27 protein-coding genes and 1 pseudogene are annotated in these 25,498 nt (G+C 73.2%); 19 read left to right on the top strand and 9 right to left on the bottom strand.

Annotated elements, in window-relative coordinates:
• Positions 1-130: 130 nt before the first annotated feature.
• The 6 genes from rplS (at position 131) to C569_RS0113650 (ending at position 3,919) form a co-directional block, all read left to right on the top strand.
• Positions 131-490: a 50S ribosomal protein L19 gene (gene rplS / locus C569_RS0113625; RefSeq protein ID WP_018786333.1), complete on the top strand. Its 360-nt coding sequence runs from the start codon at positions 131-133 to the stop codon at positions 488-490.
• 168 nt (positions 491-658) lie between these two features.
• Positions 659-1,537, top strand: coding sequence for a signal peptidase I (lepB, locus tag C569_RS0113630; protein WP_018786334.1), 879 nt, complete (start codon positions 659-661; stop codon positions 1,535-1,537).
• Positions 1,534-2,166 (top strand): signal peptidase I, encoded by a 633-nt coding sequence (lepB, locus tag C569_RS0113635; RefSeq protein WP_018786335.1) that lies wholly within the window; start codon positions 1,534-1,536, stop codon positions 2,164-2,166. Before lepB (C569_RS0113630) ends, lepB (C569_RS0113635) begins: the two co-directional genes overlap by 4 nt.
• A 90-nt stretch (positions 2,167-2,256) precedes the next feature.
• Entirely contained in the window at positions 2,257-2,724 is a 468-nt protein-coding gene (locus C569_RS0113640) for an NUDIX hydrolase (protein WP_026268110.1), read from the top strand.
• On the top strand, positions 2,718-3,599 hold the full coding sequence (locus tag C569_RS0113645; protein ID WP_026268111.1) for a ribonuclease HII: 882 nt from the start codon (positions 2,718-2,720) through the stop codon (positions 3,597-3,599). Before C569_RS0113640 ends, C569_RS0113645 begins: the two co-directional genes overlap by 7 nt.
• The gene (locus C569_RS0113650; protein ID WP_011905215.1) at positions 3,596-3,919 is read left to right on the top strand and encodes a DUF2469 domain-containing protein; all 324 of its coding nucleotides are present in this window, start codon (positions 3,596-3,598) and stop codon (positions 3,917-3,919) included. Before C569_RS0113645 ends, C569_RS0113650 begins: the two co-directional genes overlap by 4 nt.
• Before the next feature lie 12 nt (positions 3,920-3,931).
• Here the strand turns inward: C569_RS0113650 and C569_RS0113655 are convergent, their stop codons facing one another.
• Both C569_RS0113655 and C569_RS0113660 read right to left on the bottom strand, forming a co-directional pair.
• On the bottom strand, positions 3,932-5,038 hold the full coding sequence (locus tag C569_RS0113655) for a sulfite oxidase (RefSeq protein WP_018786338.1): 1,107 nt from the start codon (positions 5,036-5,038) through the stop codon (positions 3,932-3,934).
• Positions 5,035-5,694: a methyltransferase domain-containing protein gene (locus C569_RS0113660; protein ID WP_018786339.1), complete on the bottom strand. Its 660-nt coding sequence runs from the start codon at positions 5,692-5,694 to the stop codon at positions 5,035-5,037. The genes C569_RS0113655 and C569_RS0113660 overlap by 4 nt, the downstream gene beginning before the upstream one ends.
• A 209-nt stretch (positions 5,695-5,903) precedes the next feature.
• On the opposite strand from C569_RS0113660, the pseudogene C569_RS30235 reads away from it, so the two are divergent.
• Positions 5,904-6,494 (top strand): annotated as a pseudogene (locus C569_RS30235) (murein hydrolase activator EnvC); the annotation flags it as partial.
• A gap of 35 nt (positions 6,495-6,529) precedes the next feature.
• Here C569_RS30235 and C569_RS0113670 read toward each other — a convergent pair.
• Positions 6,530-7,711, bottom strand: a complete 1,182-nt coding sequence (locus C569_RS0113670; protein ID WP_018786341.1) for an aminotransferase class V-fold PLP-dependent enzyme — start codon at positions 7,709-7,711, stop codon at positions 6,530-6,532.
• A gap of 88 nt (positions 7,712-7,799) precedes the next feature.
• Positions 7,800-8,726 carry a tyrosine recombinase XerC gene (locus C569_RS0113675; protein WP_196806724.1) on the bottom strand — a complete coding sequence of 309 codons (927 nt, stop codon included), beginning with the start codon at positions 8,724-8,726 and terminating at the stop codon, positions 7,800-7,802.
• Positions 8,727-9,192: 466 nt separating this feature from the next.
• On the opposite strand from C569_RS0113675, the gene C569_RS0113680 reads away from it, so the two are divergent.
• Positions 9,193-9,534, top strand: a complete 342-nt coding sequence (locus C569_RS0113680; protein ID WP_026268112.1) for a hypothetical protein — start codon at positions 9,193-9,195, stop codon at positions 9,532-9,534.
• Between the two features lie 7 nt (positions 9,535-9,541).
• Here the strand turns inward: C569_RS0113680 and C569_RS0113685 are convergent, their stop codons facing one another.
• The 4 genes from C569_RS0113685 to C569_RS0113700 all read right to left on the bottom strand — a co-directional run bounded on the left by C569_RS0113685 (position 9,542) and on the right by C569_RS0113700 (position 13,299).
• Positions 9,542-10,720 carry a DNA-processing protein DprA gene (locus tag C569_RS0113685; RefSeq protein ID WP_018786344.1) on the bottom strand — a complete coding sequence of 393 codons (1,179 nt, stop codon included), beginning with the start codon at positions 10,718-10,720 and terminating at the stop codon, positions 9,542-9,544.
• The gene (locus tag C569_RS0113690; protein WP_018786345.1) at positions 10,717-12,237 is read right to left on the bottom strand and encodes a YifB family Mg chelatase-like AAA ATPase; all 1,521 of its coding nucleotides are present in this window, start codon (positions 12,235-12,237) and stop codon (positions 10,717-10,719) included. The genes C569_RS0113685 and C569_RS0113690 overlap by 4 nt, the downstream gene beginning before the upstream one ends.
• Before the next feature lies 1 nt (position 12,238).
• Positions 12,239-12,598 carry a YraN family protein gene (locus C569_RS0113695; RefSeq protein ID WP_026268113.1) on the bottom strand — a complete coding sequence of 120 codons (360 nt, stop codon included), beginning with the start codon at positions 12,596-12,598 and terminating at the stop codon, positions 12,239-12,241.
• A gap of 119 nt (positions 12,599-12,717) precedes the next feature.
• Entirely contained in the window at positions 12,718-13,299 is a 582-nt protein-coding gene (locus C569_RS0113700; RefSeq protein WP_018786347.1) for a hypothetical protein, read from the bottom strand.
• 198 nt (positions 13,300-13,497) lie between these two features.
• Here C569_RS0113700 and C569_RS0113705 point away from each other — a divergent pair, with 198 nt between their 5' ends.
• From C569_RS0113705 to C569_RS0113740, 8 genes are all read left to right on the top strand, one after another.
• Positions 13,498-14,532, top strand: a complete 1,035-nt coding sequence (locus C569_RS0113705) for a hypothetical protein (RefSeq protein WP_231394786.1) — start codon at positions 13,498-13,500, stop codon at positions 14,530-14,532.
• 323 nt (positions 14,533-14,855) lie between these two features.
• On the top strand, positions 14,856-15,722 hold the full coding sequence (gene rpsB / locus C569_RS0113710) for a 30S ribosomal protein S2 (protein WP_018786348.1): 867 nt from the start codon (positions 14,856-14,858) through the stop codon (positions 15,720-15,722).
• Between the two features lie 126 nt (positions 15,723-15,848).
• Positions 15,849-16,676 (top strand): translation elongation factor Ts, encoded by an 828-nt coding sequence (tsf, locus tag C569_RS0113715; RefSeq protein WP_018786349.1) that lies wholly within the window; start codon positions 15,849-15,851, stop codon positions 16,674-16,676.
• Positions 16,677-16,833: 157 nt separating this feature from the next.
• Positions 16,834-17,601, top strand: a complete 768-nt coding sequence (pyrH, locus tag C569_RS0113720) for a UMP kinase (RefSeq protein WP_036345766.1) — start codon at positions 16,834-16,836, stop codon at positions 17,599-17,601.
• Between the two features lie 86 nt (positions 17,602-17,687).
• On the top strand, positions 17,688-18,245 hold the full coding sequence (frr, locus tag C569_RS0113725) for a ribosome recycling factor (RefSeq protein WP_013284608.1): 558 nt from the start codon (positions 17,688-17,690) through the stop codon (positions 18,243-18,245).
• A gap of 254 nt (positions 18,246-18,499) precedes the next feature.
• Complete coding sequence (locus tag C569_RS0113730; protein WP_018786351.1) at positions 18,500-19,837, top strand: phosphatidate cytidylyltransferase; 1,338 nt, start codon at positions 18,500-18,502, stop codon at positions 19,835-19,837.
• A 104-nt stretch (positions 19,838-19,941) separates the two neighbouring features.
• On the top strand, positions 19,942-21,087 hold the full coding sequence (gene rlmN, locus C569_RS0113735) for a 23S rRNA (adenine(2503)-C(2))-methyltransferase RlmN (RefSeq protein ID WP_026268115.1): 1,146 nt from the start codon (positions 19,942-19,944) through the stop codon (positions 21,085-21,087).
• 22 nt (positions 21,088-21,109) lie between these two features.
• On the top strand, positions 21,110-22,336 hold the full coding sequence (locus C569_RS0113740; protein WP_018786353.1) for a DivIVA domain-containing protein: 1,227 nt from the start codon (positions 21,110-21,112) through the stop codon (positions 22,334-22,336).
• Between the two features lie 78 nt (positions 22,337-22,414).
• Here C569_RS0113740 and C569_RS32315 read toward each other — a convergent pair whose 3' ends face one another.
• On the bottom strand, positions 22,415-22,639 hold the full coding sequence (locus tag C569_RS32315; protein ID WP_081635946.1) for a hypothetical protein: 225 nt from the start codon (positions 22,637-22,639) through the stop codon (positions 22,415-22,417).
• Between the two features lie 249 nt (positions 22,640-22,888).
• On the opposite strand from C569_RS32315, the gene C569_RS0113750 reads away from it, so the two are divergent.
• From C569_RS0113750 to C569_RS32320, 3 genes are all read left to right on the top strand, one after another.
• Positions 22,889-24,469, top strand: a complete 1,581-nt coding sequence (locus C569_RS0113750) for a Rieske 2Fe-2S domain-containing protein (RefSeq protein ID WP_026268116.1) — start codon at positions 22,889-22,891, stop codon at positions 24,467-24,469.
• 106 nt (positions 24,470-24,575) lie between these two features.
• Positions 24,576-25,214 carry a TMEM175 family protein gene (locus tag C569_RS0113755; protein ID WP_026268117.1) on the top strand — a complete coding sequence of 213 codons (639 nt, stop codon included), beginning with the start codon at positions 24,576-24,578 and terminating at the stop codon, positions 25,212-25,214.
• 50 nt (positions 25,215-25,264) lie between these two features.
• Positions 25,265-25,498 (top strand): helix-turn-helix domain-containing protein (locus C569_RS32320; protein WP_155945538.1); only part of this gene is annotated, 234 nt, incomplete at its 3' end.

A 25,498-nucleotide genomic window follows, 5' to 3' on the forward strand; every position in this document is an offset into this window, starting at 1 on the left:
TCCGTCCACGCCGTGGGCGGTTGCGAGGACCCTCGACCGGGGCCGGCCTCGCCGGTCGCCACCCGGGGGTCAGAATCACCCGTTCGCGCATCGACTGACGATGCGCCGTGAGCCTCACGAGGACGCAGCGATGAACATCCTGGACGCCCTTGACGCCCAGTCGAAGCGTACCGACCTGCCCGACTTCCGTGCCGGTGACACCGTCAAGGTGCACGCGCGGGTCGTCGAGGGCAACCGGTCCCGGGTCCAGATCTTCCAGGGCGTCGTCATCCGCCGCCAGGGTGACGGTCTGCGCGAGACCTTCTCGGTCCGCAAGGTCAGCTTCGGTGTCGGCGTGGAGCGGACCTACCCGCTCAACGGCCCGGGCATCGACCGGATCGAGGTCGTGACCCGCGGTGACGTGCGTCGCGCCAAGCTCTACTACCTGCGTGAGCTGCGCGGCAAGAAGGCCAAGATCAAGGAGCTGCGGGAGAAGCAGCCGGCGAGCTGAATTCCGTACGCCACGCCGCCCGAGCTGCGCGGATGTCGTATCTACCAGACCGCATTACCCTGGTCGGTACGGGCGCAGCCGGACGGTGCGAAACGGTCCACTGCCGCCCGTGGGGTCTCCGAGGGGACTCCCGGGCGGTAGTGTCGTTTCCGCGGACCGGAGAGTGGCATGGTGCACATGGTTGACGAGGACGGCACCGTCGATCCCTGGCGCCGACGGGCCCGTCGCAGTCGCCGCCAGATGCCGCTCTGGCAGGAGTTGCCGCTGCTGCTGATCGTGGCGTTCTGCCTCGCCGTGCTGATCCGCACGTTCCTGCTCCAGGCGTTCTTCATCCCCTCCGGGTCGATGGAGAACACGCTGCTCGTCGGCGACCGGGTGCTCGTCAACAAGGTCGTCTACGACGTCCGCGACCCGGTGCGCGGTGAGGTGGTGGTGTTCCGGGGCACCGACCGCTGGGTCGCCCAGGAGGCGCCCGCGCCGCCGGCCGACTTCGCCGGGCGGGCCGGCCGGACGCTCGGCGATCTGGTGGGCGTCAGCCGCCCCGGCGAGAAGGACTTCATCAAGCGCGTCATCGGGGTGCCGGGCGACAAGGTCTGGTGCTGCGACGACGGCCGGGTGGTCGTCAACGGGATGCCGCTGGACGAGCAGGCGTACGTCTTCGAGGACTCCCCGGTCGAGCTGCCGCCCAATCCGAAGGAGTGCCGGTCCCGGCAGTTCACCGAGGTGGTGGTGCCACCGGGGCAGATCTTCGTGATGGGTGACCACCGGCTGGTCTCGCAGGACGCCCGATGTCAGGGGCCGGTGCCGATCGAGAACGTGGTCGGCCGCGCCTTCATGATCGTCTGGCCGTCGCAGCGGTGGACCAGTCTGCCCGTACCCGAGACGTTCACGAGCGTGCCCCGGTCGGACGCCGCGCCCGCGGCGGGGCCGGTGGATCCCGACCCGGTCGGCGGCGTCGTGGTGATCCTTCCGCTCGCGGCGACGCTCACCGTTCTGGCGGGTTCGGGGCGACCGCGCCGCACCCTTGGACGTAGGCTCCTCCCGTGATCGACGAGCAGACCGAGAAGCCCCGCAGCTCCTTCTGGAAGGAGCTGCCCATCCTCCTGGGCGTGGCGATCCTGGTCGCGGTGCTGGTGCGTGCCTTCGTGCTGCAGACCTTCTTCATCCCGTCGCAGTCCATGGAGAACACCCTCAAGATCGACGATCGGGTGCTTGTCAACAAGCTGGTCTACGACTTCCGCTCGCCGCACCGGGGCGAGGTGATCGTGTTCAAGGCGCCCACCGAGTGGAGCGGCGACCCTGACGGTGAGGACTTCATCAAGCGGATCATCGGCGTCGGCGGCGATCACGTGGTCTGCTGCGACCGCACCGGCGGGCAGGACCGGCTGGTCATCAACGGCAAGCCGATCGACGAGCCGTTCCTCTTCCCCGGCAACAAGCCCGCCGACCAGGACTTCGACATCACCGTGCCGAAGGGGCGCCTGTGGGTCATGGGTGACCACCGGGAGGCGTCCGGCGACTCGCTGGAGCACTGGCAGCAGTCGGGCGAGGACATCAACGTCGCCACCATCCCCGAGGGCGAGGTCGTCGGCCGGGCCTTCACCGTCTTCTGGCCGGTCAGCCGCGCGACCTTGCTCAGCGTCCCCGATCAGTTCGACGGGATCCCCAATCCCTGAGCCCGCCCGCGCCACGCCCCGCCACGCCGGCCCGCCGTCGAGGGCGGGAGGGCGTGGCCGTTCGTCGCAGGCGTCTGGCAGGCTGGTGCGGTGACCGTCTACACCCCTCGTCGCGCGGCCCGGGTGCTGCTGGTCGACGCGTCCGACCGGGTGCTGCTCTTCGAGGGCAGTGATCCTGCCCGGCCGGGGCACCGCTACTGGTTCACCCCCGGCGGCGGGCTGCACCCGGGGGAGTCCCCGGCCGACGGCGCCGCCCGGGAGCTGGCCGAGGAGACCGGCCTGCGGCTGGCCCCGGCGCAGCTGGGCGCGCCGGTCTTCTCGGACACGGTCGAGTTCCCGTTCGACGGCGTCTGGTACCGCCAGGACCAGCAGTTCTACCTGGTCCGGGTGACGGGCTGGGAGGTCGACACGGCCGGCTTCGACGACGTCGAGCGGGCGAGCGTGCACGGGCACCGCTGGTGGCCGGTCGCCGAGCTGGCCGCCTCCGCCGAGCGCTACTACCCGCCGGACCTGCCCGGCCGGCTCGGCGCCGTGCTGGCGGGAGGCGGCGCATGTTGACCCCGCCGCGCACAGTGGTCCGCCGCGACGGCGGCCTCTACGCGCTGGAACGCGCCCTGCAACGGCGTGGCTTCCGGCACGTGGCGGGCGCCGACGAGGCCGGTCGGGGCGCCTGCGCCGGGCCGCTCGTGGCCGCCGCCGCGATCCTGCCCGAGGGGCGGCGCGGCGAGATCGACGAGCTGGCCGACTCCAAGCTGCTCACCCCCGCCGCCCGCGAGCGCGTCCATGACGAGGTGGTGGCACGGGCCCTGGCGTACGCCGTGGTGGTCGTCCCCGCCGAGGAGGTCGACTCCCGGGGGCTGCATGTGTGCAACCTCGCCGCGATGCGCCGGGCGCTCGCCTCGCTCACCACCCGCCCGGAGTACGTGCTGACCGACGGTTTCGGCGTCGACGGGCTGGACGTGCCAGGCCTGGCGGTCTGGAAGGGTGATCGGGTGGCCGCGTGTATGGCGGCGGCGAGCGTGCTGGCCAAGGTCACCCGGGACCGGATCATGGTGGACCTGGACGGGCGGTTCCCCGGCTACGGCTTCGCCGAGCACAAGGGCTACATCACCGCCGAGCACAGCGCAGCGCTGCGCGCGCTCGGGCCCTGCCGGGAACACCGCTTCTCGTACGTGAACGTGGCCGCCGTCTCCGGACGGGACGGCCGGCCTCCCCGCGCCCGCCGCCCGGCGGGCGACGGCGCCGACGCGGTGCCGCCCGAGCCCGCGGCCGGGCTGCCGGGTCTCGGGCCCGGCGCGTTCGCCGGCCGCCCGGACGAGCCGATGGGGCGCTGCGGCGCGTCAGGGGGTACCGTCGGCGTGGCGTTGGGCGAGCAGCCGCGACCTCCGGCGTCGGTGGGGGAAGATGTGGTCATGGAAGGCGGAGTGCGATGAGCGCGGAAGATCTCGAGAAGTACGAGACCGAGATGGAGCTTCAGCTCTACCGGGAGTACCGCGACATCGTCCGTCAGTTCTCCTACGTGGTGGAGACCGAGCGCCGTTTCTACCTGGCCAACCAGGTCGACCTGCACGTGCGGAACTCCGACGGCGAGGTCTACTTCGAGGTCGAGATGCACGACGCCTGGGTGTGGGACATGTACCGTCCTGCCCGGTTCGTCAAGAATGTTCGAGTTATGACGTTCAAGGACGTCAATGTGGAAGAGCTCGAAAAGCCCGACATCTCGCTTCCCGCAGATTCCGGGTTCGGGAGCTGACCCGGCGCCGGATCACTGCGCCGGCACGACCACCTCGACCCACTGCACCAGGTTGTTCGCGAACCCGCCCCGGTTCCACGGCTGCTCGACCGGCTGGGTGCGCCCCGACGCGTCGGTCGCCCGGGCCCCCAGCACGTACCGCCCCGGCGTCGCCGTCCAGGTCACCGACCATCGGCGCCACGCCCACTCGCCCCCGGACGGCTCGTCCAGGACCGCCGGTGCCCACGTCCCGCCGCCGTCCGTCGTCACCTCGACCGAGGTCACCGGCGCGTGGCCGGACCAGGCCCGGCCGTCCAGAGTGCACGGCCCGGGCCGCAGCACCCGGACGCGGGACATGAAATCCGGGAACCCGGGCGGACGCACCAGCGCACGCGGCTCGATCCGGGTCACCGGCACGCCCGGGTCGTCGGCGTCGCGCCGCAGCCGGTAGGCCACCGCGTTCTGGTAGCCGTCGAACGGCTCGGTCGTCACGGTGATGTCCCGCAGCCACTTCACGTGCGCCATGCCGTACCAGCCGGGCACGATCAGGCGCAGCGGCGCGCCGTGCTGCGGCAGCAGGGGAGCGCCGTTCATCTCGTACGCCAGGAGCACCTCCTCACGCAGCGCGTCGGCCACCGGCAGCGCCCGCTGGTAGTCCTGCTCGACGCCGCGCTCCACCCCGTGGTCCGCGCCGGTGAACACCACGTCCACCGCGTCGCCGGACAGGCCGGCCTCGCGCAGCAGCGGGGCCAGCGGCGTACCGGTCCACTCGGCGTTGCCCACCGCCTCCACCAGCCAGGGCTGGCTGACCGGCCGGGGACGCAGCAGCGCCCGGCCGTTGCCCGCGCACTCCAGCGTCACGCGGTGGGTCACCCGGGGCCGGTCGCGCAGCGCCGCCAGGTCCAGCCGCAGTGGACGATCGAGGGCGCCGGACACGCTCAGCGCGTACGCAGCCGGGTCGACGTCCGGGATGTCGTAGTGGATGAGCAGGTAGTGCAGGCCCGCCGGGGTCACGTCGTACCGCAGCGCCTCCAGCGGGATGCCGTGGTTGCGCGCGGCGAGCTGAAGCTCCTCGGCACTGATCGCCTCGTCCGGCCCGGCCACCCGGGAGGGCCGGCTGGCATCGTCCACAGTGGTCATTGCTGCTCCGTCCGCTCCAGCACGTCGTAACCCACGAACGCGAACATCCGCTCCCCGGCCGCCAACGGGCGGGGCGTGCCGGTGAATCGGTGCGCGCCGACGCACACACCGTCGGCCGGGCTGTTCACCGCGACCGGGTCGAAGCCCTCCTCGGCGAACCACTCGCAGATGGCCGGCACCAGGTCCGGTTCGCGCCGGTGCCGCGTCCACAGCACCGTGCAGCCGGTGGCGCAGAGCGAGGCGCAGTGCCGCACCGTGGCCCGGATGTCGTCGTCGGTGATGTTGCCGAAGATGCCGCAGACCAGCACGAGATCCGCCGGGGCCAGATCGGCGTAGCGATCGGTCAGCGAGGCGTCACCGGTCACCACCTCCACGCCGGTGAGCCCCGCGTCGGCGGCGGCACGGCGGGCCAGGTCGACGTTACGCGCGTCCAGCTCGACCAGGCGGGCGGTCACGTCGCCGCCACGGGGGTGGGTGGCCAGCACCGGAATCAGGTCGCGGCCCTGACCCGCGCACAGGCTCAGCGCGCGCAGCGGGCCGGGCGGCGCGGCGTCGAGCGCGTCGGCGACACGCTGCCGCACCTCGGCGAGCCGCCGGGCCAGCGCGGACTCGGGCTGGTCGTAGTCGCTGTGCCAGGCGTACCAGTCCTTCGTCACCCGGCCAGCATAGGCGTCCCGGCCGTAGCAGATCGGCCCCGATTCCGGCGCTCGTCCACAGCCGGTGCGTCGTCCACAGGACGGCCGCGTGCGGCACGCGGGACGGTGCCCGGGGTCGGCAGGGTGCTCGCGTGCGTTCCTCGATCTCTCACGCGGTGGTGTGGTTCCTCGTCGGCTGCCTGCCGGGCGTCCTCACGCCGTCCCGGGCCGTGGTGCCGTCGTCCTCGGCCGGGCTCTCGCCGTCGTCGTCCCGGGTCGGGGTCCACTCGCTCGCGGCCGGGCCGCCTCCGGCCGTACCTGCGCGCGGGCGGGATGCTTCCGCATCAGCGGGTGCCCCGGCTCCTGGTGCTTCGGCGGCGGGCGGCTCGGCTGCGGGACTTCAGGTTGCACCCGGTGGGCGATTCCGGTGGCCGCTGCCGGGTGCGCCCCGGGTGGTGCGGCGGTTCGACCCGCCGCCGCAGCCCTGGCTGTCCGGGCACCGGGGCGTCGACCTCGCCGCCGCACCCGGCGCCCCGGTGCTGGCGGCCGGCGCCGGGATCGTCCTGTTCGCCGGCACCGTCGCCGGCCGGCCGGTGCTCACCGTCGGCCATGCCGACGGGCTGCGCACCACCTACGAGCCGGTCCGTGCCCGCCTCACCGCCGGCACCCCGGTCGAAGCCGGCACGCCGGTCGGCGATCTGCTCGCCGGGCATCCGGGCTGCACCGAGGCGGCCTGCCTGCACTGGGGACTGCGACGCGACGCGGAGTACCTCGATCCGCTGGCCCTGCTCGGGCTCGGTCGCGTCCGGTTGCTGCCGCTGCACCCCGCCCCCGCCGACGGGCGATCGGGTGTCGCTCAGCCCTGGGCGAGCAGCGTGGGCAGCCGGACGGCCAGCCGGTCGTACTCGTCGGGGGTGTTGTAGACCTGGCCGCACAGCCGCAGATAGCCGCGTCCGTTCCAGCCGGCGATCGAGACCTCGGCGGAGAGCCGGTCGGCGATCCGGCTCCTAAACTCCCGGGCCGCGTCCAGCGTCGACGCGACACCGGGCGGCAGCGGCACCAGCCGCATGGCGACCGCCGGTCCGCCGGGCTCCGGCAGCCGCTCCGGCGCCACACCGAGCGCGTCCCCGACGACCCGTTGCCCGTACGCGGCCAGCGCCGCGTTGTGCGCGCGTACCCGGTCCACGCCGAGGCTACGTAACGTGAACAGGCCCACCGGGGCGGCCAGCCAGCCGGTGTAGTCGAGCGTCGCCTGCCACTCCACCCGGATCGGGAAGCCGCTGTCCTGCTCCCAGGAGACGACGAGCGGCTGGATCCTCTCCCGCCACTGCGGCGCGACCACGAGCACTGCGGTGCCGCGCGGCGCGTACGCCCACTTGTGCAGGTTGCCGACCCAGAAGTCGGCGCCGGCGGACGCGACTGTGGCCGGCAGCATGCCCGGTGCGTGGGCGGCGTCCACCAGCACCGGCACGCCCTGCTCCCGGGCCACCGCGACGAGGGCCGCGGCGGGGAACAGCCGGGCGGTCGGCGAGGTGAGCTGGTCGATGATCAGCAGCTTGGTACGCCCGGGGCGCAGCCCGTCGCGGACGATCTCGACCACCTCCTCGTCGGTGGCGGTCAGCGGCACCGGCAGGGTGCGGGACACCGCCCCGGTGCGGGCGCACTCCCGGGCGACCGACAGCGCCACCGCCCCGTACCCGTGGTCGGTGGTCACGATCTCGTCGCCGGGACGCAGCGCCAGCGACTGCAACACCACTGCCGCACCGGCGGTGACGTTGCCGACGAGCGTGGTGCCGTCCGGATCGGCGCCGAGGAACGCGGCCAGGTGCCGCCGGGTGTGGGCGATCCGGTCGACCAGGCCCTGCGTGAAGAACCGCAGCGGGTTGGCCTCCATCTCGTCGCGCAGGCGCTGCTGGGCGCGCTGCACGGCGATCGGTACGGCGCCGAACGCACCGTGGTTGAGGTGGCTGACGGAGGGATCGAGGGAGAAGAGCAGCCGAGCCCCGGGAATCGGCTCGGGTGGCTGCGGCACCGTCATCCGTCGATCCTAGCCCGGGATGGATCATGCACCGGCCGGATTCGGCCCGCTGACCGTCTCACCGACGCCGCCCGCGCGCCTTCGGCGGTCAGGCGCGGGGGTGCGCCTGCCGGTACACGGCGCGGAGCCGCTCCACCGAGACGTGCGTGTAGATCTGCGTGCTGGCGAGCGACGAGTGCCCCAGCAGCTCCTGCACGGCGCGTAGGTCCGCGCCGCCTTCGAGCAGGTGCGTCGCGGCCGAGTGGCGCAGCCCGTGCGGCGTCACGCGCGGCACCCCGGCGGCACCGGCCCAGCCCGACACGATCCGCCGCGCGGTGGTCGGGTTGAGCCGTCCACCCCGAGCCCCGAGCAGCAGCGCCCGGCCCGAGCCCGCGTTCAGCAGCGCGGGCCGGCCCTCGCGCAGCCAGGCGTCGAGCGCCCGCTGAGCCGGCACTCCGTAGGGCACCGACCGCTCCCGCCCACCCTTGCCGAGCACGCGTACCACCCGGCGGTCCTGGTCGACGTCGGTGACGTCCAGGCCGCACGCCTCGCTGATGCGTACCCCGGTGCCGTAGAGCAACTCCAACAGCAGCCGGTCGCGCAGCAGCACCGCCTCCGGCGCCTCCGTGCCCGCCGGTTCCCCGGCCTGCGGGACGTCGGCGGGACGGGTCGCCTCCATCAGGGCGGCGGCCTGGTCCGCGCGCAGCACGGTGGGCAGTTCCCGCCGCGCTCGGGGGCTGGCCAGCGGCGCCGCCACGTCGTCGGCAAGCAGGCCGGTCCGGTGCGCCCAGGCGCTGAACGTCCGGGCCGCGGCGGCGCGCCGCGCCATCGTCGTCCGGGCCGCCCCCATGGTCCGCTGCTTCGCCAGCCAGCTGCGCACCACGGCGAGGTCCAGCTCCGGCAGTTCGGCGCAGCCCATCCGGACGGCGTGGTCCAGCAGCGACACCAGATCCGTGACGTACGCCCGGACGGTGTGGACGGACCGGTTGCGGGCCCGCGACAGGTGGTCGGCGAAGTCGTCCACCGCCTCGCGCATCGAGGCGGGCAGTTCCGCGTGCGCGTCCCGCGTGCCGCGCCGCCGCTGACTCACCGCGGCACCCGGTCCGGGCGCACGCGGTCGCGGCGGAGGAGGCAGACAGCGATCACCGCTCCAGCGTAAGGCCGGAGCGCCGCCCGCCGCCGTGCCGCCGCCGCTACGCCGTACCGCCCGGCTGTCGCGCCCGCCTTCGCGGCGGGTCGGCCGTCGTCCGTGGGATGTGCCGTCCGCCATGTCGCCCGCCTCCTTCCGGCGTCGGATACGCGGCGACGCGCTGAGCGGGGTGGCAGAAGCGGGTCTGGACAGGGGAAACTCGTGCTGCGGCACGCTTGCGGTGCGGTGCGGTGCGGTGCGGTGCGGCGACCGGCAGGCAGCGCGGCCGAGCCAGCCCCGACGGAGGTCGATCCGGCCGCGATCAGGCGAACGCGTTCCCGTGACGGTGACGCCGGTTCGAGGAGGACCGAGAGTGGGAGTGGACGCCGTCCTCTACCGGCAGATATCGGCGGGCACCGGTCGTCGCCGCCCCGCGTACGCCTCGATCGAGGCCGTGGCGGACCCGCAGGACGTGCTGCCCGACCTGCTCAAGCGGGTCCGCGGCGGTGGCCGGACCCCGATGCTGGACCGCGTCGACCCGCTCGGCGAGCTGGCCGTGGAGGCCGGGCGGATGCCGCAACTGCTCGCCGAGCTGCGGTGCCTGGCCGAGGTGGCCCGGACGCCGGCCGAGGTCGACCACGTCCTCCGGCTGGCCCGGCTCGTCCGCCGATGCGCGGACCGCCGCGACGCCGAGATCCGGTTCGAGGGCGACTGACACGGGCTCACGTCCGGTCGGCCGGTGGCGGCGCGAGCGCGTAACCGCCGTCGCGGCGTACCACCATCGCCAGTTCCTCCAGCATGGACAGCTTGCGCATGGCGGTACGCAGGTCCACTCCCGCCCGCGCCGCGACGCTCTCCAGGTCGAGCGTCCGGCGGCGCGGCAGCGCCTCCAGCACCTGGGTGGCCTCCTCGTCGAGCCGGTCCCGGGGGCGCTCGGGTGCCCGGGCGGGCGGGGCCAGGTCGTACCCGATCCGGCCCACCTCCTCCAGCACGTGCGCGACGCTGGTGACCAGCCGGGCCTCCGGCCGGTCCCGCAGCACCTCGTGCCCGCCGACGGACATCGCGGAGGTCACCGGCCCGGGCACCACCATCGCCGGGCGGTGCAGGCCGAGCGCCCGGTTGAGCGTCTGGGTGGCGCCGCTGCGTGCGGCGGCCTCGACGAGGACCGTGCCGCTCGTCGCCGCCGCGATCACCCGGTTGCGGATGAGGAACCGCGGCCGCAGCGGCTCCGCGCCCGGAATCCACTCGCTCACCAGCAGGCCGGTCTCGGCGATCCGGTCGAACAGGGCGGCGTTGCCCATCGGGTACGGGCGGTCCACCCCGCAGGCGAGCACGGCGACGGTCCGTCCGCCCGCTGTCAGCGCCCCGCGATGCGCGGCGGCGTCGATGCCGAACGCCCCACCGGACACCACCGTCCACTCCCGGTCGGCGAGGCCGTAGCCCAGTTCGGTGGCGACGTGCGCGCCGTAGGGGGTGGCCGCGCGGGCGCCGACCACCGCCACCGAGCGCGCCAGCGCCTCACCGAGCGGCCACGCCCCGCGTACCCAGAAGCAGAGCGGAGGGTCGGTCTCCACGTCGACCCGCCGGGTGGCGCCGGACAGCGCCAGCCGGCGCAGGTCGCGGACCTGGGCCGGCCACTCGTCGTCTTCCGGGGTGACCAGCCGGGCGCCGAGCCGTTCGCCGTGGGCCAGCGCCGCCGCGGCGACCGCCCGGGCGTCACCGGAGACGCCGCGCGCCGCGACTGCCGCCCGCAGTGCCCGTTCCGGCGCCTCGCCGGACAGCAGCAGGTCGAGTGCGGCGACCGGGCCGATCCGCTCGACCAGCGCGTACACCGACCGGGTGCCGGGCTCGGCGAGCCAGGTGAGCGCGACCCGCGCCAGCCGGCGGTCGTCGGCGCTCACGCGACCTCCCCGGTCCGGAGCTGGACGGCCTCCGCGACGTCGTCGTGGCCCGGCCGGTCCCGCCCGTCCAGGTCCGCGATCGTCCAGGCGAGACGGAGTACGCGGTCGTAGCCGCGCGCGGACAGCGAACCGGTGTCGAGCCGGCGGCGCAGATCCGTGGTGACCCGGGCGGGCAGGTGCCACGGCGGCCGGCGCAGGTACGGACCGGGGACGTCGGCGTTCACCCGGTGCCCGGTGGCCGCCCAGCGCTCGGCGGCGGCGTGCCGCGCGGCGACGACCCGGGCGGCGACGGTGGCCGAGGACTCCGGCGCGGCGCTGGTGTTCAGCAGCTCCGCCGCGCGGACCGCCGTCAGCTGAACCTGCACGTCGACCCGGTCGAGCAGCGGGCCCGACAACCGCCCCAGGTAGCGCCGCCGGGCCAGCGGCGGGCACTCGCAGTCGACGTCACCGGAGGGTTTCGCACACGGGCAGGGATTGGCCGCCAGCACCAGTTGGGTACGGGCCGGGTACTCGGTGGCGCCTCGGGTACGCGCCACCCGCACCCGGCCGCTCTCCAGCGGCTGCCGCAACGCCTCCAGCGCGCCCTTGCCGAACTCGGGGGCCTCGTCCAGGAACAGCACCCCGCGATGAGCGAGCGACACCGCGCCGGGCCGGGCCAGCCCGGAGCCGCCTCCGACGAGCGCGGGCACCGTGGCCGAGTGGTGCGGCGCCTGGAACGGGGGCCGGCGCAGCAGCCCGCCGCCGGGTGGCAGTAGGCCGGCGATCGAGTGCAGCCCGGTGACCTCCAGTGCTGCCTCGTCGTCCAGCTCGGGCAGGATCGACGGCAGTCGCTCGGCGAGCATGGTCTTGCCGGCGCCGGGCGGGCCGAGCAGCGCGAGGTGATGGCCCCCGGCGGCGGCGATCTCCAGGGCGCGCCGCCCGAGCGGCTGCCCGGCCACGTCGACCAGGTCGGGCCCGGCCGGGCCGCCGGCGGGGACGTGGGCGGGCGGGGCGAGCAGCGGGCTCCCGTCGCGGACGTGGGCGACGAGCCGGTGCAGGGTGTCGACCGCGTGCACGCGTACGCCCGGGATGACCGCCGCCTCGGCGGCGTTGCCGGCGGGCACGACGACGCGGGTGTGCCCGGCGCGGGCGGCGGCGGCGACCATGGGCAGCGTGCCGCGGACGGGGCGTACGGTGCCGTCGAGGCCGAGTTCGCCGAGCACGACAGTGGCGTCCAGGGCGACCGGTGGCAGCTCACCCGAGCCGGCCAGGACGGCGAGCGCGATCGCGAGGTCGAACGCCGAGCCGTACTTGGGCAGGGTGGCGGGGAGCAGGTTGAGCGTGATGCGCCGGTTGGGCCATTTCTGGCCGGAGTTGACGATCGCGGCGCGGACCCGGTCGCGCGCCTCGTGCAGCGCGGTGTCCGGCAGGCCGGAGATGATCACGGCGGGCAGCCCGGGAGCCAGGTCGGCCTCGACCTCGACGAGATGCCCGGCGACACCGGCCAGGCCGACGCTCAGCACCTTCGCGTACCCCATGTCAGAACGCGCCGCGGAGGTGCTCGACGCGGGCGGGGCCAGTGACAGGGAGCCGGACGGAGAGCACGTCGAAGCGGACCTCGTCCGCGGTGGTGCCGGTCTCGGCGAGCCAGCGCGCGGCCAGGCCGCGCAACCGGCGGGCCTTGGCCGGTACGACCGCCTCGGCGGGGGAGCCGAACTGCTCGCCACGGCGGGTCTTGACCTCGCAGACGGCGAGGACCGGGCCCTCCCAGGCGATGATGTCGATCTCGCCGTCTGGGCAGCGCCAGTTGCGGGCGACCGGGCGCAGGCCCGTCTCGATCAGGTGCCGCAGCGCGCACCGCTCGCCGTACGCGCCGACGGCTCGGTTCCGGTTCGTCATGCCGGCCAGGATGCGACCGGCGGCCACGAGCGGGGGCGCTGCGAGGGGCCGTCCTGTAGACAAGGTGCCGCCTGTGGACGGGCTCACGATCACCCGTCCACTGTGCTACTGCATGCCGTTCATCCGGCGGTCTCGGTCATCGCCTCGCGTACTTCGAGGAACTGCGCCGTCCGGTCGCCGATCGGGCGGGACGAGAGGAAGGCGACGATGCCCAGGGTCTGGGTGTCGGCCCAGGCGCAGACGACGAGGTAGCTCTCCATTTCGGTCCGCCCCTGGCCGCAGCGGGCCGTACCGCCCAGCGGGCCTGCATCGACCTGTTCCCGGGCGCCGACGCGGTACGGGTTCAGTGCGCGCTCGACCAGCCCTTGCTGGTCGATGACCGTGCCGGACACTCCCGTGACGAACACCATGTCGGCGTCCGGCCCGTGCCCGCCGTACGCCCAGCCGGCGGCACTCGTGGCCGGGGCGACCTCACGCTTCAGTGTGTCGAGGTGCCGCTTGGCCGATTCGATGGCCACGCGATCCATGTTCTTGGTGAGGCCGAGCAGCGTGTCCGGCGTCCGGAGTGTGCGCACGACCGGCAACGGCGCGCCCACCGGTGTGGTGGCGGACCCCGGCGGCGGCGCGGGTTCCGGCGCGCACCCGGAGGTCAGGATCAGTGCCGTGGCCGCTAGCAGCAGGCTCGCAGCGGTTCGTGCCATCATCGTCGTTCCCCGTTCTCGTGCGGTGAGCGGGAGTAAGGTATCCCGGATCCGCGTCGCTGGGGCGCCGGGCGGCAGCGACCTGGCGCGGCTACTGAACGTGTCCTGTCGGCGACCCGGTGATGTCGGCGCTGACCTGGGCCGACCCTCGGGTGACCCGAATGGCGCGGCTGGAGCCGGTCGCATACCGTGCCGGTCGTGGACGGACGACGGAGCTACTCCGAGGATGAGCAGGGTTCGCGGTGGGGCGACCGCAGATACGAGTCGGACTGGCGCGCGGCGGGCGAGGCCCGCTACCGCGACGACGACTACCGCACGCCCGAGCAGCGCGCCGGTGAGAACCGGTACGCCGAGCCGGGCCGGTACTCCGCCGCCGATCCGCTGGTGGACGACACGAGCGGCTGGCGTTCGCAGCGACCGGACGACCCGGAGGTCTCCGGTGAGCTGCCGGGGTCCCGCGCCGGCCGTCGCGCGGCGCGGGAGTCGTCGGCCGATCCGCTCGGCGCGGTGTCCCGCAGCGGCGTCGACGCGCTCGGCACCGCCGCGCACGGGAACCCGCTGTCGAGTTCGCTCGGTACGCCCGGGGCCGCCCCCCTGACCGGCGCCGCCTCGGCCGGTGCGGACCCGTACGGCCTCATCGCCCACGGCAGCGACCCGGCCGGCGGCCCCGGCGTGGACGCCCGCAGCGCTGCCGGCGGCGTCGACAAGCCCCGGCTCAGCCCGATCGGTGGGTACCCGGCGCCTGGCGCCGACGGCGGGGTGGACCCAGTCGCCGCGGCGCGGCTGAACCCCGGCGAGGCCACCGCGCTGCGGATCGGCGAGCGTCCGGGCGGCCCGGCCCAGCCGGCGGCGGCCCCGAACCCGCTGGAGATGCCGACCGGCCCGATGCCGGCACTCATGCCCCGACCGGACGGACCGCCGCCCGGTGACGGCGTCTACCGGACCCGGCGCCCCGCGCTAGCGGTGCTGCTGGCGGTGATGGTGTTGGTGCTGGAGGTGCCGGCGGTACGGGTGTTGCTGCACGGCCTGTTCGGTGATCCGGTGTCGACGTCGCACGTGGTGGTGGGCGTCTTCCTGGTGGTCGGGCTGCCGATCTTCGGCACCGGCCTGTACGGGCTGCGTACCGGCGGGCTGGCGCTCGCCGACGGCAGCCGGGGCTGGCTGCGCCCGCCGACGGCGTACCTGACCGTCGGGCTGGTCCTCTTCCTCGCCGCCGCCCTCGCGGCGGGCTGAGCGGGGAAACGCCCATCTACCGCGAAGTGGCGGTATCACCGACAGGTTGACACCGCCACTTCGCCGTACCGGTGTCGATCAAGGATCGATCAAGCCGGCCTCCCGCACCCGGGGGCCGGGCGGCGGAGAGGGCGCGTACACTGGTCGACTGGCGACCGCCTCGTGCGGTCGACCTCGCGTGCCCTCTCCACGGTTTTGTCCGTGGGGCGACGGCCTCCCTGGTCCCGGTCTGATCACCGGGCCCACCCTGGCCGGCGACCGGGCGCCAGGCGTCTGGCCGCCGGCCGGACGGACAACCAGGGACAACGTAGGAGTAACCCACCATGGCCGTCGTGACCATGCGTCAGCTGCTGGAAAGCGGTGTGCACTTCGGGCACCAGACCCGGCGCTGGAACCCGAAGATGAAGCGCTTCATCTTCACCGAGCGCAACGGTATCTACATCATCGACCTGCGCCAGACGCTCGACTACATCGAGAAGGCGTACGAGTTCGTCCGCACCACCGTCGCCGGTGGCGGCAGCATCCTGTTCGTCGGCACCAAGAAGCAGGCCCAGGAAGCCATCGCCGAGCAGGCGACCCGGGTCGGCCAGCCGTACGTGAACCACCGCTGGCTCGGTGGCATGCTGACCAACTTCCAGACCGTGTACAAGCGGCTGCAGCGGATGAAGGAGCTGGAGGCCCTGGGTGACCTGAGCGGCACCGCCGCCGGTTACACCAAGAAGGAGACGCTCCAGCTCTCCCGCGAGAAGATCAAGCTCACCAAGACCCTCGGTGGTCTGCGGGACATGCAGAAGCTCCCGGCCGCGGTGTGGATCGTCGACACCAAGAAGGAGCACATCGCCGTCGACGAGGCCCGCAAGCTGGGCATCCCGGTGATCGCGGTGCTCGACACCAACTGCGACCCGGACGAGGTCGACTTCCCGATCCCGGGCAACGACGACGCCATCCGCTCGGCCGAGCTGCTGACCAAGGTCGTCGCCGCCGCCGTCGCCGACGGTCTGATCGCCCGTTCCGGCCGTAACCGGGGCGCGGACGAGAAGCCCGAGGCCGGTCAGGTCGCCGCCGACGAGCCGCTGGCCGAGTGGGAGCGCGAGCTGCTCGAGGAGCCGAAGAAGGCCGACGAGCAGCCCGCCGCCGCCGAGCAGGCCGCGCCGGCCGCCGAGCAGCCGGCGACCGCCTCCGCGGAGTGATCTCGCCGTCGCGTCCCCACCGTCCGGGTTCCCGGCGGTGGGGCGCGACGGGTACGCCGGGCAGAACCGGCCCGGAACCGGGTAACCAGCACCCCAGACCACCTCACTGACACCGAAGAGAGAGTCATGTCCAACTTCACCGCCGCGGACGTCAAGAAGCTCCGCGACCTCACCGGCGCCGGCATGATGGACTCCAAGAAGGCGCTGACCGAGGCCGAGGGCGACTTCGACAAGGCCGTCGAGATCCTGCGCGTCAAGGGTGCCAAGGACGTCGGCAAGCGGGCCGGGCGCACCGCCGCCAACGGCCTGATCGCCCACTCCGGCCAGGCGCTGCTCGAGCTCAACTGCGAGACCGACTTCGTCGCCAAGAACGACGCCTTCATCGCGCTGGCCCAGCAGCTCGTCGAGCACGGCGTGGCCAGCGGCGCCACCAACGCCGAGGAGCTGCTCGCCAGCAGCATCGACGGCAAGAGCGTGGCCGACCTGATCCAGGAGCAGTCCGCCAAGATCGGCGAGAAGCTGGTGCTCAACCGCTTCGCCAAGCTGGACGGCACCACCGCCGTCTACATGCACCGCAAGAGCCAGGACCTGCCCCCGGCGGTCGGCGTGCTGGTCGAGTTCGCCGGCAAGACGGACGAGGCCGCTGACGCCGACGCTCGCGCCGTGGCCATGCAGATCGCCGCGATGCGGCCGAAGTACCTCACCCGTGACGAGGTGCCGGCCGAGACCGTCGAGTCCGAGCGGCGCATCGCCGAGCAGACCGCCCGCGAGGAGAACAAGCCCGAGGCGGCGCTGCCGAAGATCGTCGAGGGCCGGGTCAACGCCTTCTTCAAGGACTTCGTCCTGCTGGAGCAGGCGTCGGTCGCCGACAACAAGAAGACCGTCAAGCAGGTGCTGGCCGACGCCGGCATCGAGGTGACCCGCTTCCTGCGGTTCGAGGTCGGCCAGGCCTGAGCCGCCGCACCGGGCCGTCCGGCCCGGGCACAGGGGAGAACGTCGACGAGGAGGCCGCCGGTGTACGCGACAGGCACCGCGGCCTCCTCGTCGCATAGGGTCGGCAGGGGCACGTACGCGACGCTCGCGCGATGCGCGGGGAGAAGGGGCGGGGCGGATGACGCAGGTTGTGAGTGACCGGAGCCTGGCGGCGGACGATCCGACCGCCCCTCCGCCCGGTCGGTCCCGCCGGGTGGTGCTGAAGCTCTCCGGTGAGGTCTTCGGCGGCGGCGCGATCGGCGTGGACCCCGACGTCGTGCAGGGCATCGCCCGCCAGATCGCCACCGTGGTACGCCGCGGCGTTCAGGTGTCCGTGGTGGTCGGCGGCGGCAACTTCTTCCGCGGCGCCGAGCTGCAGAAGCGCGGCATGGACCGCGCCCGCGCCGACTACATGGGCATGCTCGGCACGGTCATGAACTGCCTGGCCCTCCAGGACTTCCTGGAGAAGGAGGGCATCGAGACCCGGGTGCAGAGCGCGATCACGATGGCCCAGGTCGCCGAGCCGTACATCCCGCTGCGGGCGATCCGCCACCTGGAGAAGGGCCGCGTGGTCATCTTCGGCGCGGGCGCCGGCATGCCGTACTTCTCCACCGACACGGTGGCCGCCCAGCGGGCGCTGGAGATCCGCGCGGACGTGGTGCTGATGAGCAAGAACGGCGTGGACGCGGTCTACACCGCCGACCCCCGGATCGACCCGACCGCGAGCAAGCTCGACTCGATCACCTTCTCCGAGGTGCTGCGCCGTAACCTGCGGGTGGCCGACGCCGCCGCGTTCAGCCTCTGCATGGAGAACGGCCTGCCGATGCTGGTCTTCGGCGCCCAGGGCGACGACACCATCGTCCGGGCCGTCGGGGGCGAGAAGATCGGCACCCTGATCACCGCCTGACCGGCCCGCCGGCCCGGCAGCGGTCCCTCTGCCACGGCAGCACCCGCACCACACACGACGAGCGACAGAAGGAGGCGAGGAGACCGGTGATCGACGACACCCTCCTCGAGGCGGAGGAGAAGATGGAGCGTGCCATCGAGCACGCCAAGGAGGAGTTCGGCGGCATCCGTACCGGACGCGCCAACGCCGCCATGTTCTCCCGGATCGTCATCGACTACTACGGCAGCCCGACCCCGCTGCCGCAGATGGCGTCCATCGCGGTGCCCGAGCCGCGCATGGTGATCATCAAGCCGTACGACAACTCGCAGCTGGGCGCCATGGAGAAGGCGATCCGTGACTCGGACCTCGGGGCCAACCCGAACAACGAGGGCAACCAGCTCCGTATCGTCCTGCCGCAGATGACCGAGGAGCGGCGCCGCGACATGATCAAGGTCGCCCGGCAGAAGGGCGAGGAGGCCAAGGTCGCCGTCCGCAACATCCGCCGCAAGGCCAAGGAGGAGCTGGACCGCCTGGTCAAGGACGGCGAGGTCGGCGAGGACGAGGGCCGGCGCGCGGAGAAGGAGCTGGACGACCTGACCCAGCGCTTCGTCGCAGGTGTCGACGAGCTGGTCAAGCACAAGGAGAGCGAGCTGCTCGAGGTCTGAGCACGCACGTACCTCGCACGGCACCGCGCCGCCGTCGCCCGCCCGGGCGGCGGCCCGGTGCCGTCGTCGTGCCCGGCGGCGCACACCTTCGGCGCTGCGGCGGGTGCAGTAGGCTCGGCACGATTCCCGACCACCACGGGGTGAACGGCGGGAGTCGCCCGGCCGTCGGTCGGTAAACAGGAAGTCTCACGCCGGTAGGGGATGGTCTTGGTCTTGCGTCATGTGGTGGCTCTCGTACCGGCTGCCGGTGCGTGATGTCCCACCCCGACCCCTACGGCAACACCGAGTCGCGTGGCTGGGACCGCCCGGCCGCCCCGGCCCTGCCCTGGCCGGACACCGACCTGGAGCCCGGCCCGTGGCGTCCCGGCCCGGCCGCGCACACCCACCCCGCCGCGCCGGACACCTACGCGCGTCCCGGCGCCGGCCCGGACACGTACGCCGGCCCGGACACGTACGCCGGCCCCGACACGTACGCCGGTCCGTACCCGACGACCTCGCGGCACCACGACGGGCCGGGCCGGTACGACGGCCCGCCGGCCGGCGACCGTGGCCGGCCGGACGGGCCGGAGCACCGTGGCCCGTGGGGTGAGCCGGCCCGCGACGACGAGTACCCGACCGCGCAGATCGCGCCGGTGCGGGACGAGCCCACCGACCAGATCCCGGTGGTACGCGACGAGCCCGCGCCGGCGTCCGCACCCGAGCCGTCGGCCGGCCGCCGCGGGCCGGGACGGCGACGGGCGAGCGCCGAGCGTCCGCCGACCACCGCGCCGAAGGCGTCCCGGGCGGGGCGCAACCTGCCGGCCGCGATCGGCGTCGGGGTGGCCCTCGGCGCGGCGGTCGTGGTGCCGCTGTTCTTCTTCAGGCCGGCGTTCCTCGCCGTGCTGGCGACCGCCGTCGGGATCGGCATCTGGGAGATGGCCCGCGCGGTACGCCGCAGCGGCGCCCACCCGCCGCTGGCGCCGCTGGTCGCCGGTGGCGTGCTCACCGTGGGCCTGGGCTGGTACGCGGGCCCCGACGCGCTCTGCCTCGGGCTGCTGGTCACGGTGCTGGGCACGATGATCTGGCGGCTGGGCGACGGGCCCGGCAACTACCAGCGCGATCTGACCGCGGCCACCCTGATCGCGGTGTACGTGCCGTTCCTCGCCGGGTTCGCGGCCATGCTCGCGGCGGCGCCCGACGACGGGCACCTGCGGGTGCTGGTGACGCTGGCGGCGGTGGTGCTCTCCGACACCGGCGGATACGCCGCGGGCGTGTCGTTCGGCAAGCATTCGATGGCACCCACGATCAGCCCGAAGAAGTCCTGGGAGGGCTTCGCCGGCTCGGTGACGGCCGCGGCGGCGGGCAGCGCGGCGCTGCTGTGGGCGCTGTTCGACGTGGCACCCTGGTGGGGGGCGCTGTTCGGAATGGCGATCTCGGTCTCGGCGGTGCTCGGTGACCTCGCCGAGTCGATGATCAAGCGGGATCTCGGCGTCAAGGACATGAGCAACCTGCTGCCCGGGCACGGCGGCCTGATGGACCGGCTCGACTCGATCCTGTTCGCCGTGCCGGTGGCGTACCTGTTGCTCGCAGTGTTCGTCCCGGTGGTGAGCTGAGGTATGCGTCACGGCGGCGACCTGCTGCGGGCCGGGTGGCCGGGGGCGATTCGACACGTACGGACGGGTGCGTCCGGGCGGGCGCGTGTCAGACTGGACGCGCCATGACGAGTCTCCCGCTGATCTCCGTAGACCCCGACGCCCGCGGTCGCCGTCCCGCGATGCCTCCCCGCCACCTCGCCGACCTGGACCTGCCGGGCCGGCAGGCGCTCGTCACCGAGTTGGGTGAGCCGGCGTTCCGCGCCAAGCAGGTCTCCAACCACTACTTCGGCCGGCTGGTGCGCGACCCGGAGCGGATGACCGACCTGCCGGCGGCGGCCCGGGAGCGGCTGGCGGGCGAGCTGCTGCCCACGCTGCTGACCCCGGTCCGCGAGCTGGCCTGCGACGACGGCGCTACCCGCAAGGCGCTCTGGCGGCTGCACGACGGCTCGCTGGTGGAGAGCGTGCTGATGGGCTACCCGGACCGGGTGACAGTCTGCATCTCCAGCCAGGCCGGGTGCGGTATGGCCTGCCCGTTCTGCGCCACCGGCCAGGCCGGGCTGACCCGCAACCTGTCCACCGCCGAGATCGTCGACCAGGCGGTCTACCTGGCCGGGGTGGCCGCCTCCGGTGCGGTGGCCGGTTCGCCGCCGCGGCTGTCGCACGTGGTGTTCATGGGCATGGGCGAGCCGCTCGCCAACTACTCGCGGGTGGTGGCGGCGATCCGCCGGCTGGTGGCACCGGCGCCGGAGGGGCTGGGCCTGTCGCAGCGGCACATCACCGTCTCGACTGTCGGTCTGGTGCCGGCGATCCGCCGACTGGCCAGCGAAGACCTCTCGGTGACCCTTGCGTTGTCGCTGCATGCCCCCGATGATGAGCTGCGCGACGAACTCGTCCCGGTCAACCAGCGCTGGAAGGTGTCCGAGGTGCTGGACGCGGCGTGGGACTACGCGGCCACGACGGGGCGTCGCGTGTCCATCGAATACGCGATGATCAAGGACGTGAACGACCAGCCGTGGAGAGCCGATCTGCTCGGGCGGCTACTGGCCGGCAAGCTGGCCCACGTGAACCTGATCCCGCTCAACCCGACTCCGGGCAGCCGCTGGGACGCCAGCCCGAAGCCGGTCGAGCGGGAGTTCGTCCGGCGGTTGCGCGACGCCGGGGTGTCGACAACGGTGCGCGACACCCGGGGACGCGAGATCGACGGGGCCTGTGGGCAGCTCGCCGCCGCCGGGGACACGGACGGCGACTCACGCGCGGCAACGGCGTAGCGGTACGAGACCAGGAGACATAGTGGCGAGTCAGGGTCAGCGTTTCCGGCGTAAGGCGCTCCGCCGGGGCTACAAGGTCGACGAGGTCGACGCCTTTCTGGACCGGGTCGAGGCGACACTCGACGGCCAGCCGGTCGGCGCGCCCGTGGCCTCCCAGGAGGTCCACGACGTCGTCTTCCGGGTCCGGTTCAACGGCTACGACGAGTGGCAGGTCGACCTGCACCTCGACCGGGTCGAGCGGCAGCTCGCCGAGCTGGAGGAGCGCGGTGGCGCACCGGCCGGGCGCGGTGGCGATCCCCGGATGGCCGACCGGCTCGGCCCGCCGATGCGCGACGACCGGGGCATGTCGCCGGTCCCGCAGCCGCCGATGCCGCCCCGGCAGATGTCCGCTCAGCCCGGTCCGCCCGCCGAGCGCTACGGCAACCGTTACGACGAGCCGACCGGCGCGTTCGCCGGTGGCTACGACGGCCCGCGCGGTGGCTACGACGGTCCCCGCGGCCCGGGTGGACCCGGCCCGATGGGCCCGGGCGCACCGATGGGGCACGGCGGCCCGCCGCCGCGCGGCCTGCCGCCCGGCCCGGCCGGCTACGGCCAGGACGGCGGCCCCGGTGGGTACGGTCCGCCGGACAGCGGCCCGGGTGGCTACGGTCCGCCGGACAGCGGCCCGGGTGGCTACGGTCCGCCGGACAGCGGCTCCGGTGGGTACGGCCAGGAGGAGCGGTTCGACGGGTTCGAGGCCGGTCGGCGCGGTCGTGCCGACATGACCGCCGAGATCCGCATGCCCGAGCGTGAGCTGCGTGGTCGTGGCCCCGGCGGTCCGCCGGCGCTGCCGCAGCAGGGCTACGGTGCGCCGGAACCCGGTTACGGCCCGCCCGACCCGGGTTACGGCCCGCCGGACCAGGGCTACGGCCCGGGCCCCTCGATGACCGGCCCGCCCCTCGTGGGCCCGCCGGCCGCCGGCCCGCCGATGGTCGGGCCGCCGATGGCCGGCCCGCCCGGCAGCGACCTGCACCGGGTCGACCAGATCCGCCGCAGCTTCCAGGTCCGCCGGTTCGGCAGCGGGTACGACCCGGACCAGGTCGACCGGTTCTTCGAGACGCTGCTCGGTGGCATGCAGGGGCGCAACGCGATGCCGGTCAACCCGAAGGAACTCGACACGCTGCGCTTCGGGCTGGTGCCCGGCGGCTACTTCGAGGCCGAGGTCGACGCCGCGCTCAAGGACGTGCAGGACATCCTGCTCGGCCGCTGACCCCGGTCACGAGACGACGAAGGGCCCGCCCCCTCGCCGGGGGACGGGCCCTTCGCGCACCACCGTGGGCGCCGCGCGTCAGGACCGCAGGCCGTTGCGGCGCAGCACGGCGTCGCCGATGACGATGGCGATCAGCAGCCCGGCGATCCCGAACAGCCAGATGTGCTCCACCCGGCCCTCCTCGATCCCGCAGAACGCCATCAGAACCAAGGCCAGCGCCGACAGCACCGCACCGATCCGTCCGGACTTGCGGTGTCCGGGCTTGTGCTGATCTGGCGCGGTTACCGGCTCGTCTCCTGCCACTGTCGGTCCTTCCCTCGCGATCGGATCTCCGATCAGTCTGGCACGCCCCCAACCGGGCCCGGCGCAGGGTCCGGCCTCCAGCACCGGGGACGACCCGGGCGGGCGACAGCAGGCGGGCCCGCCCGGCCCGGGTCGTTGGTCCCGTACCGGTGGGGGCGGATGGCCACTACCGGCGTCGCGGGACGGCGAGCACACTGCCTCCGGTAGCGTCTTGACGTACACCTTGATGCCTTTTTGAGGAGGACTGCGGTGCGAGTGACCGGTACGGGGCATGCCAGCATGCGGATCGACACGCCCGCGGGCAGCATCCTGTGCGACCCGTGGGTCAACCCCGCCTACTTCGCCTCGTGGTTCCCCTTCCCGGACAACTCGCTGCTCGACTGGGCGACCCTCGGTCAGGTCGACTACCTGTACGTGTCGCACCTGCACCGGGACCACTTCGACGCGAAGCACCTGCGTGACTTCGTGTCGAAGGACGCCACCGTCCTGCTGCCCGAGTTCCCCACCTCGGAGATGGAGGACGAGTTCCGGGGGCTGGGCTTCACCAAGTTCCTCAAGGCCCCGAACGAGCAGGTGGTGGAGCTGCCCGGCGGTCTGAAGATCATGATCCAGGCGCTGACCAGCCCGACCGACGGCCCGATCGGAGACTCCTCGCTCTGGGTCGAGTACGACGGCGTCCGGCTGCTCAACCAGAACGACGCCCGCCCGACCGACCTGAGCGTGTTCGCCGAGCTGGGCCACGTGCACGCGCACATGCTCCAGTTCTCCGGCGCGATCTGGTACCCGATGGTCTACGAGCTGCCGCAGGCGGCGAAGACCGCGTTCGGCAAGCAGAAGCGGGACCGGCAGTTCGACCGCACCTGGCGCTACATCGACGACCTGAAGGCCGACCACGTCTTTCCGATCGCCGGCCCGCCGTGCTTCCTCGACGACGAGCTGTGGCAGTTCAACGACATCTTCGGCGACGAGGGCAACATCTTCCCCGACCAGTCGGTGTTCCTGGCCGAGTACGCGAAGGTCGGCGGCACGAACGGCATCGTGCTGCTGCCGGGCAGCGTCGCCGAGATCACCACCGAGGGCGCGACCACCACCCACCCTCAGCCGGTGGAGGAGTTCTTCGCGAACAAGGTCGCCCACCTGGAGGAGATGCGGGAGCGCAAGCGCGGCGTGATCGAGGCCGAGAAGGCGTCATGGCGGCACCCCGAGGTCGACGTGCTCGGCGAGATGAAGCGCCGGATCGAGCCGCTGCTTGACGAGTCGATCTACCTGGCCAAGGGCGTCGGCGGGCCGGTCCGCTTCGACCTGGTCGGCTACGACGGGTCCGAGGTCGAGTCGATCGTGGTGGACTTCCCGGGTAAGGAGGTCCGGCCGTACGCGGACGAGAAGGTCCGCTACCGGTTCCGTACCGAGCGGGCACTGATCGAGCACCTGCTGCACATCGGCGAGGTGGACTGGGTCAACTCGCTCTTCCTCTCCTGCCGTTTCTCCGCGGCCCGCATCGGCCAGTACAACGAGTTCGTCTACGCCTTCTTCAAGTGCCTGTCCGAGGAGCGCCTCCAGTACGCCGAGGGCTGGTACGACGAGCACGAGCGGGCGGTCGACGCCGAGGACATCACGCTCGACGGCTGGGTGGTGCAGCGGCGCTGCCCGCACCTGAAGGCGGACCTCAGCCGGTTCGGCATCGTGGACGGCGACCAGCTCACCTGCCAGCTGCACGGCTGGAAGTTCGACCTGGCCAGCGGGCGCTGCCTGACCAGTGTCGGGCACAAGATCCGCGCGCACCGCGCCGACGCGGAGACCCCGGCACCGGCCGGGGAGGCGGCCATCTGACGGATTCGCCGCGTCCGCGCCCCCGGCACGCGACCATCGGTCGTGAGGGGGCGGCGTGACGGGTGCGGACAGGGAACCGGCGTACCGGTTCGGGCGCGGCAACGAGATGGCGCGGGACGCCTCCCGGGTGGAGGCGTTCAGCGACGCGGTGATCGCCATCGTGCTCACCCTGATGGCCGTCGAGCTGCTGTCGTTCAGCCCGAACACCCCGCGGGACGACGGGCTGCCGGCCGCGCTGCTGCACGAGTGGCGCGCCTACCTCGCGTACGTGATCACCTTCGCCATCGTCGGTCAGGTCTGGCTGACCCACCACAACATGTGGCGTTACGTCCGCCGGGTCGACCAGATGCTGCTGGTGCTGAACCTGCTGCTGCTGATGTTCGTGGCGGCGATCCCGTTCACCGCCGACCTGCTCGCGGAGAACCTGCGCGGGACCGTCGGCGACCAGCGGCTGACCGCCGCGCTGTACGCGGGCGTGGTGCTCGGCGAGGCGCTTTTCTTCAACCTGAGCTGGTGGTGGGCACGCCGCCGTGGGCTGCTGCAACCGGGCCTGGACCCGAGGCTGGCGCGGGCGGTGGCGCGCCGGTTCCGCGTCGGTCCGCTGCTGTACCTGATCGCGTTCGCGATCGTGTTCGTCGATCCGGTGCTGAGCCTGCTGGCGTACCTGCTGCTGGTCGGCGTCTATCTGGTGCGCGGGCCCGGCGACCTCCCGCCCGCGGGCCGGGAGTCGCCCGAGACGCCCTGAGTGACTGTTATTGACCCGTAACCCAAATATGCCGTTATCGTTGGGTATGTATGGGTGTGATGGTGCGTGATACGCGGTCGCTTTCCCCGGCGGCGCAGGAGGATCTGCGTCGCCGGGTGGTCGCGGCGGTGAAGGCGGGGATGAGTCAGGCCGCTGCGGCGAGGGCGTTTCAGGTGGCGCCCAAGACGGTGTGGCGGTGGGTGGATGCCTTCGACCGTAAGGGAAACCGGGCTTTGGATGCCCGTCGACGGGGACGCCGCGCGAACGAGCAGAAGGCGTTGACG

It is taken from the genome of Micromonospora sp. CNB394 (genome assembly GCF_000374985.1).
GTDB classification, from domain to species: domain Bacteria; phylum Actinomycetota; class Actinomycetes; order Mycobacteriales; family Micromonosporaceae; genus Micromonospora; species Micromonospora marina.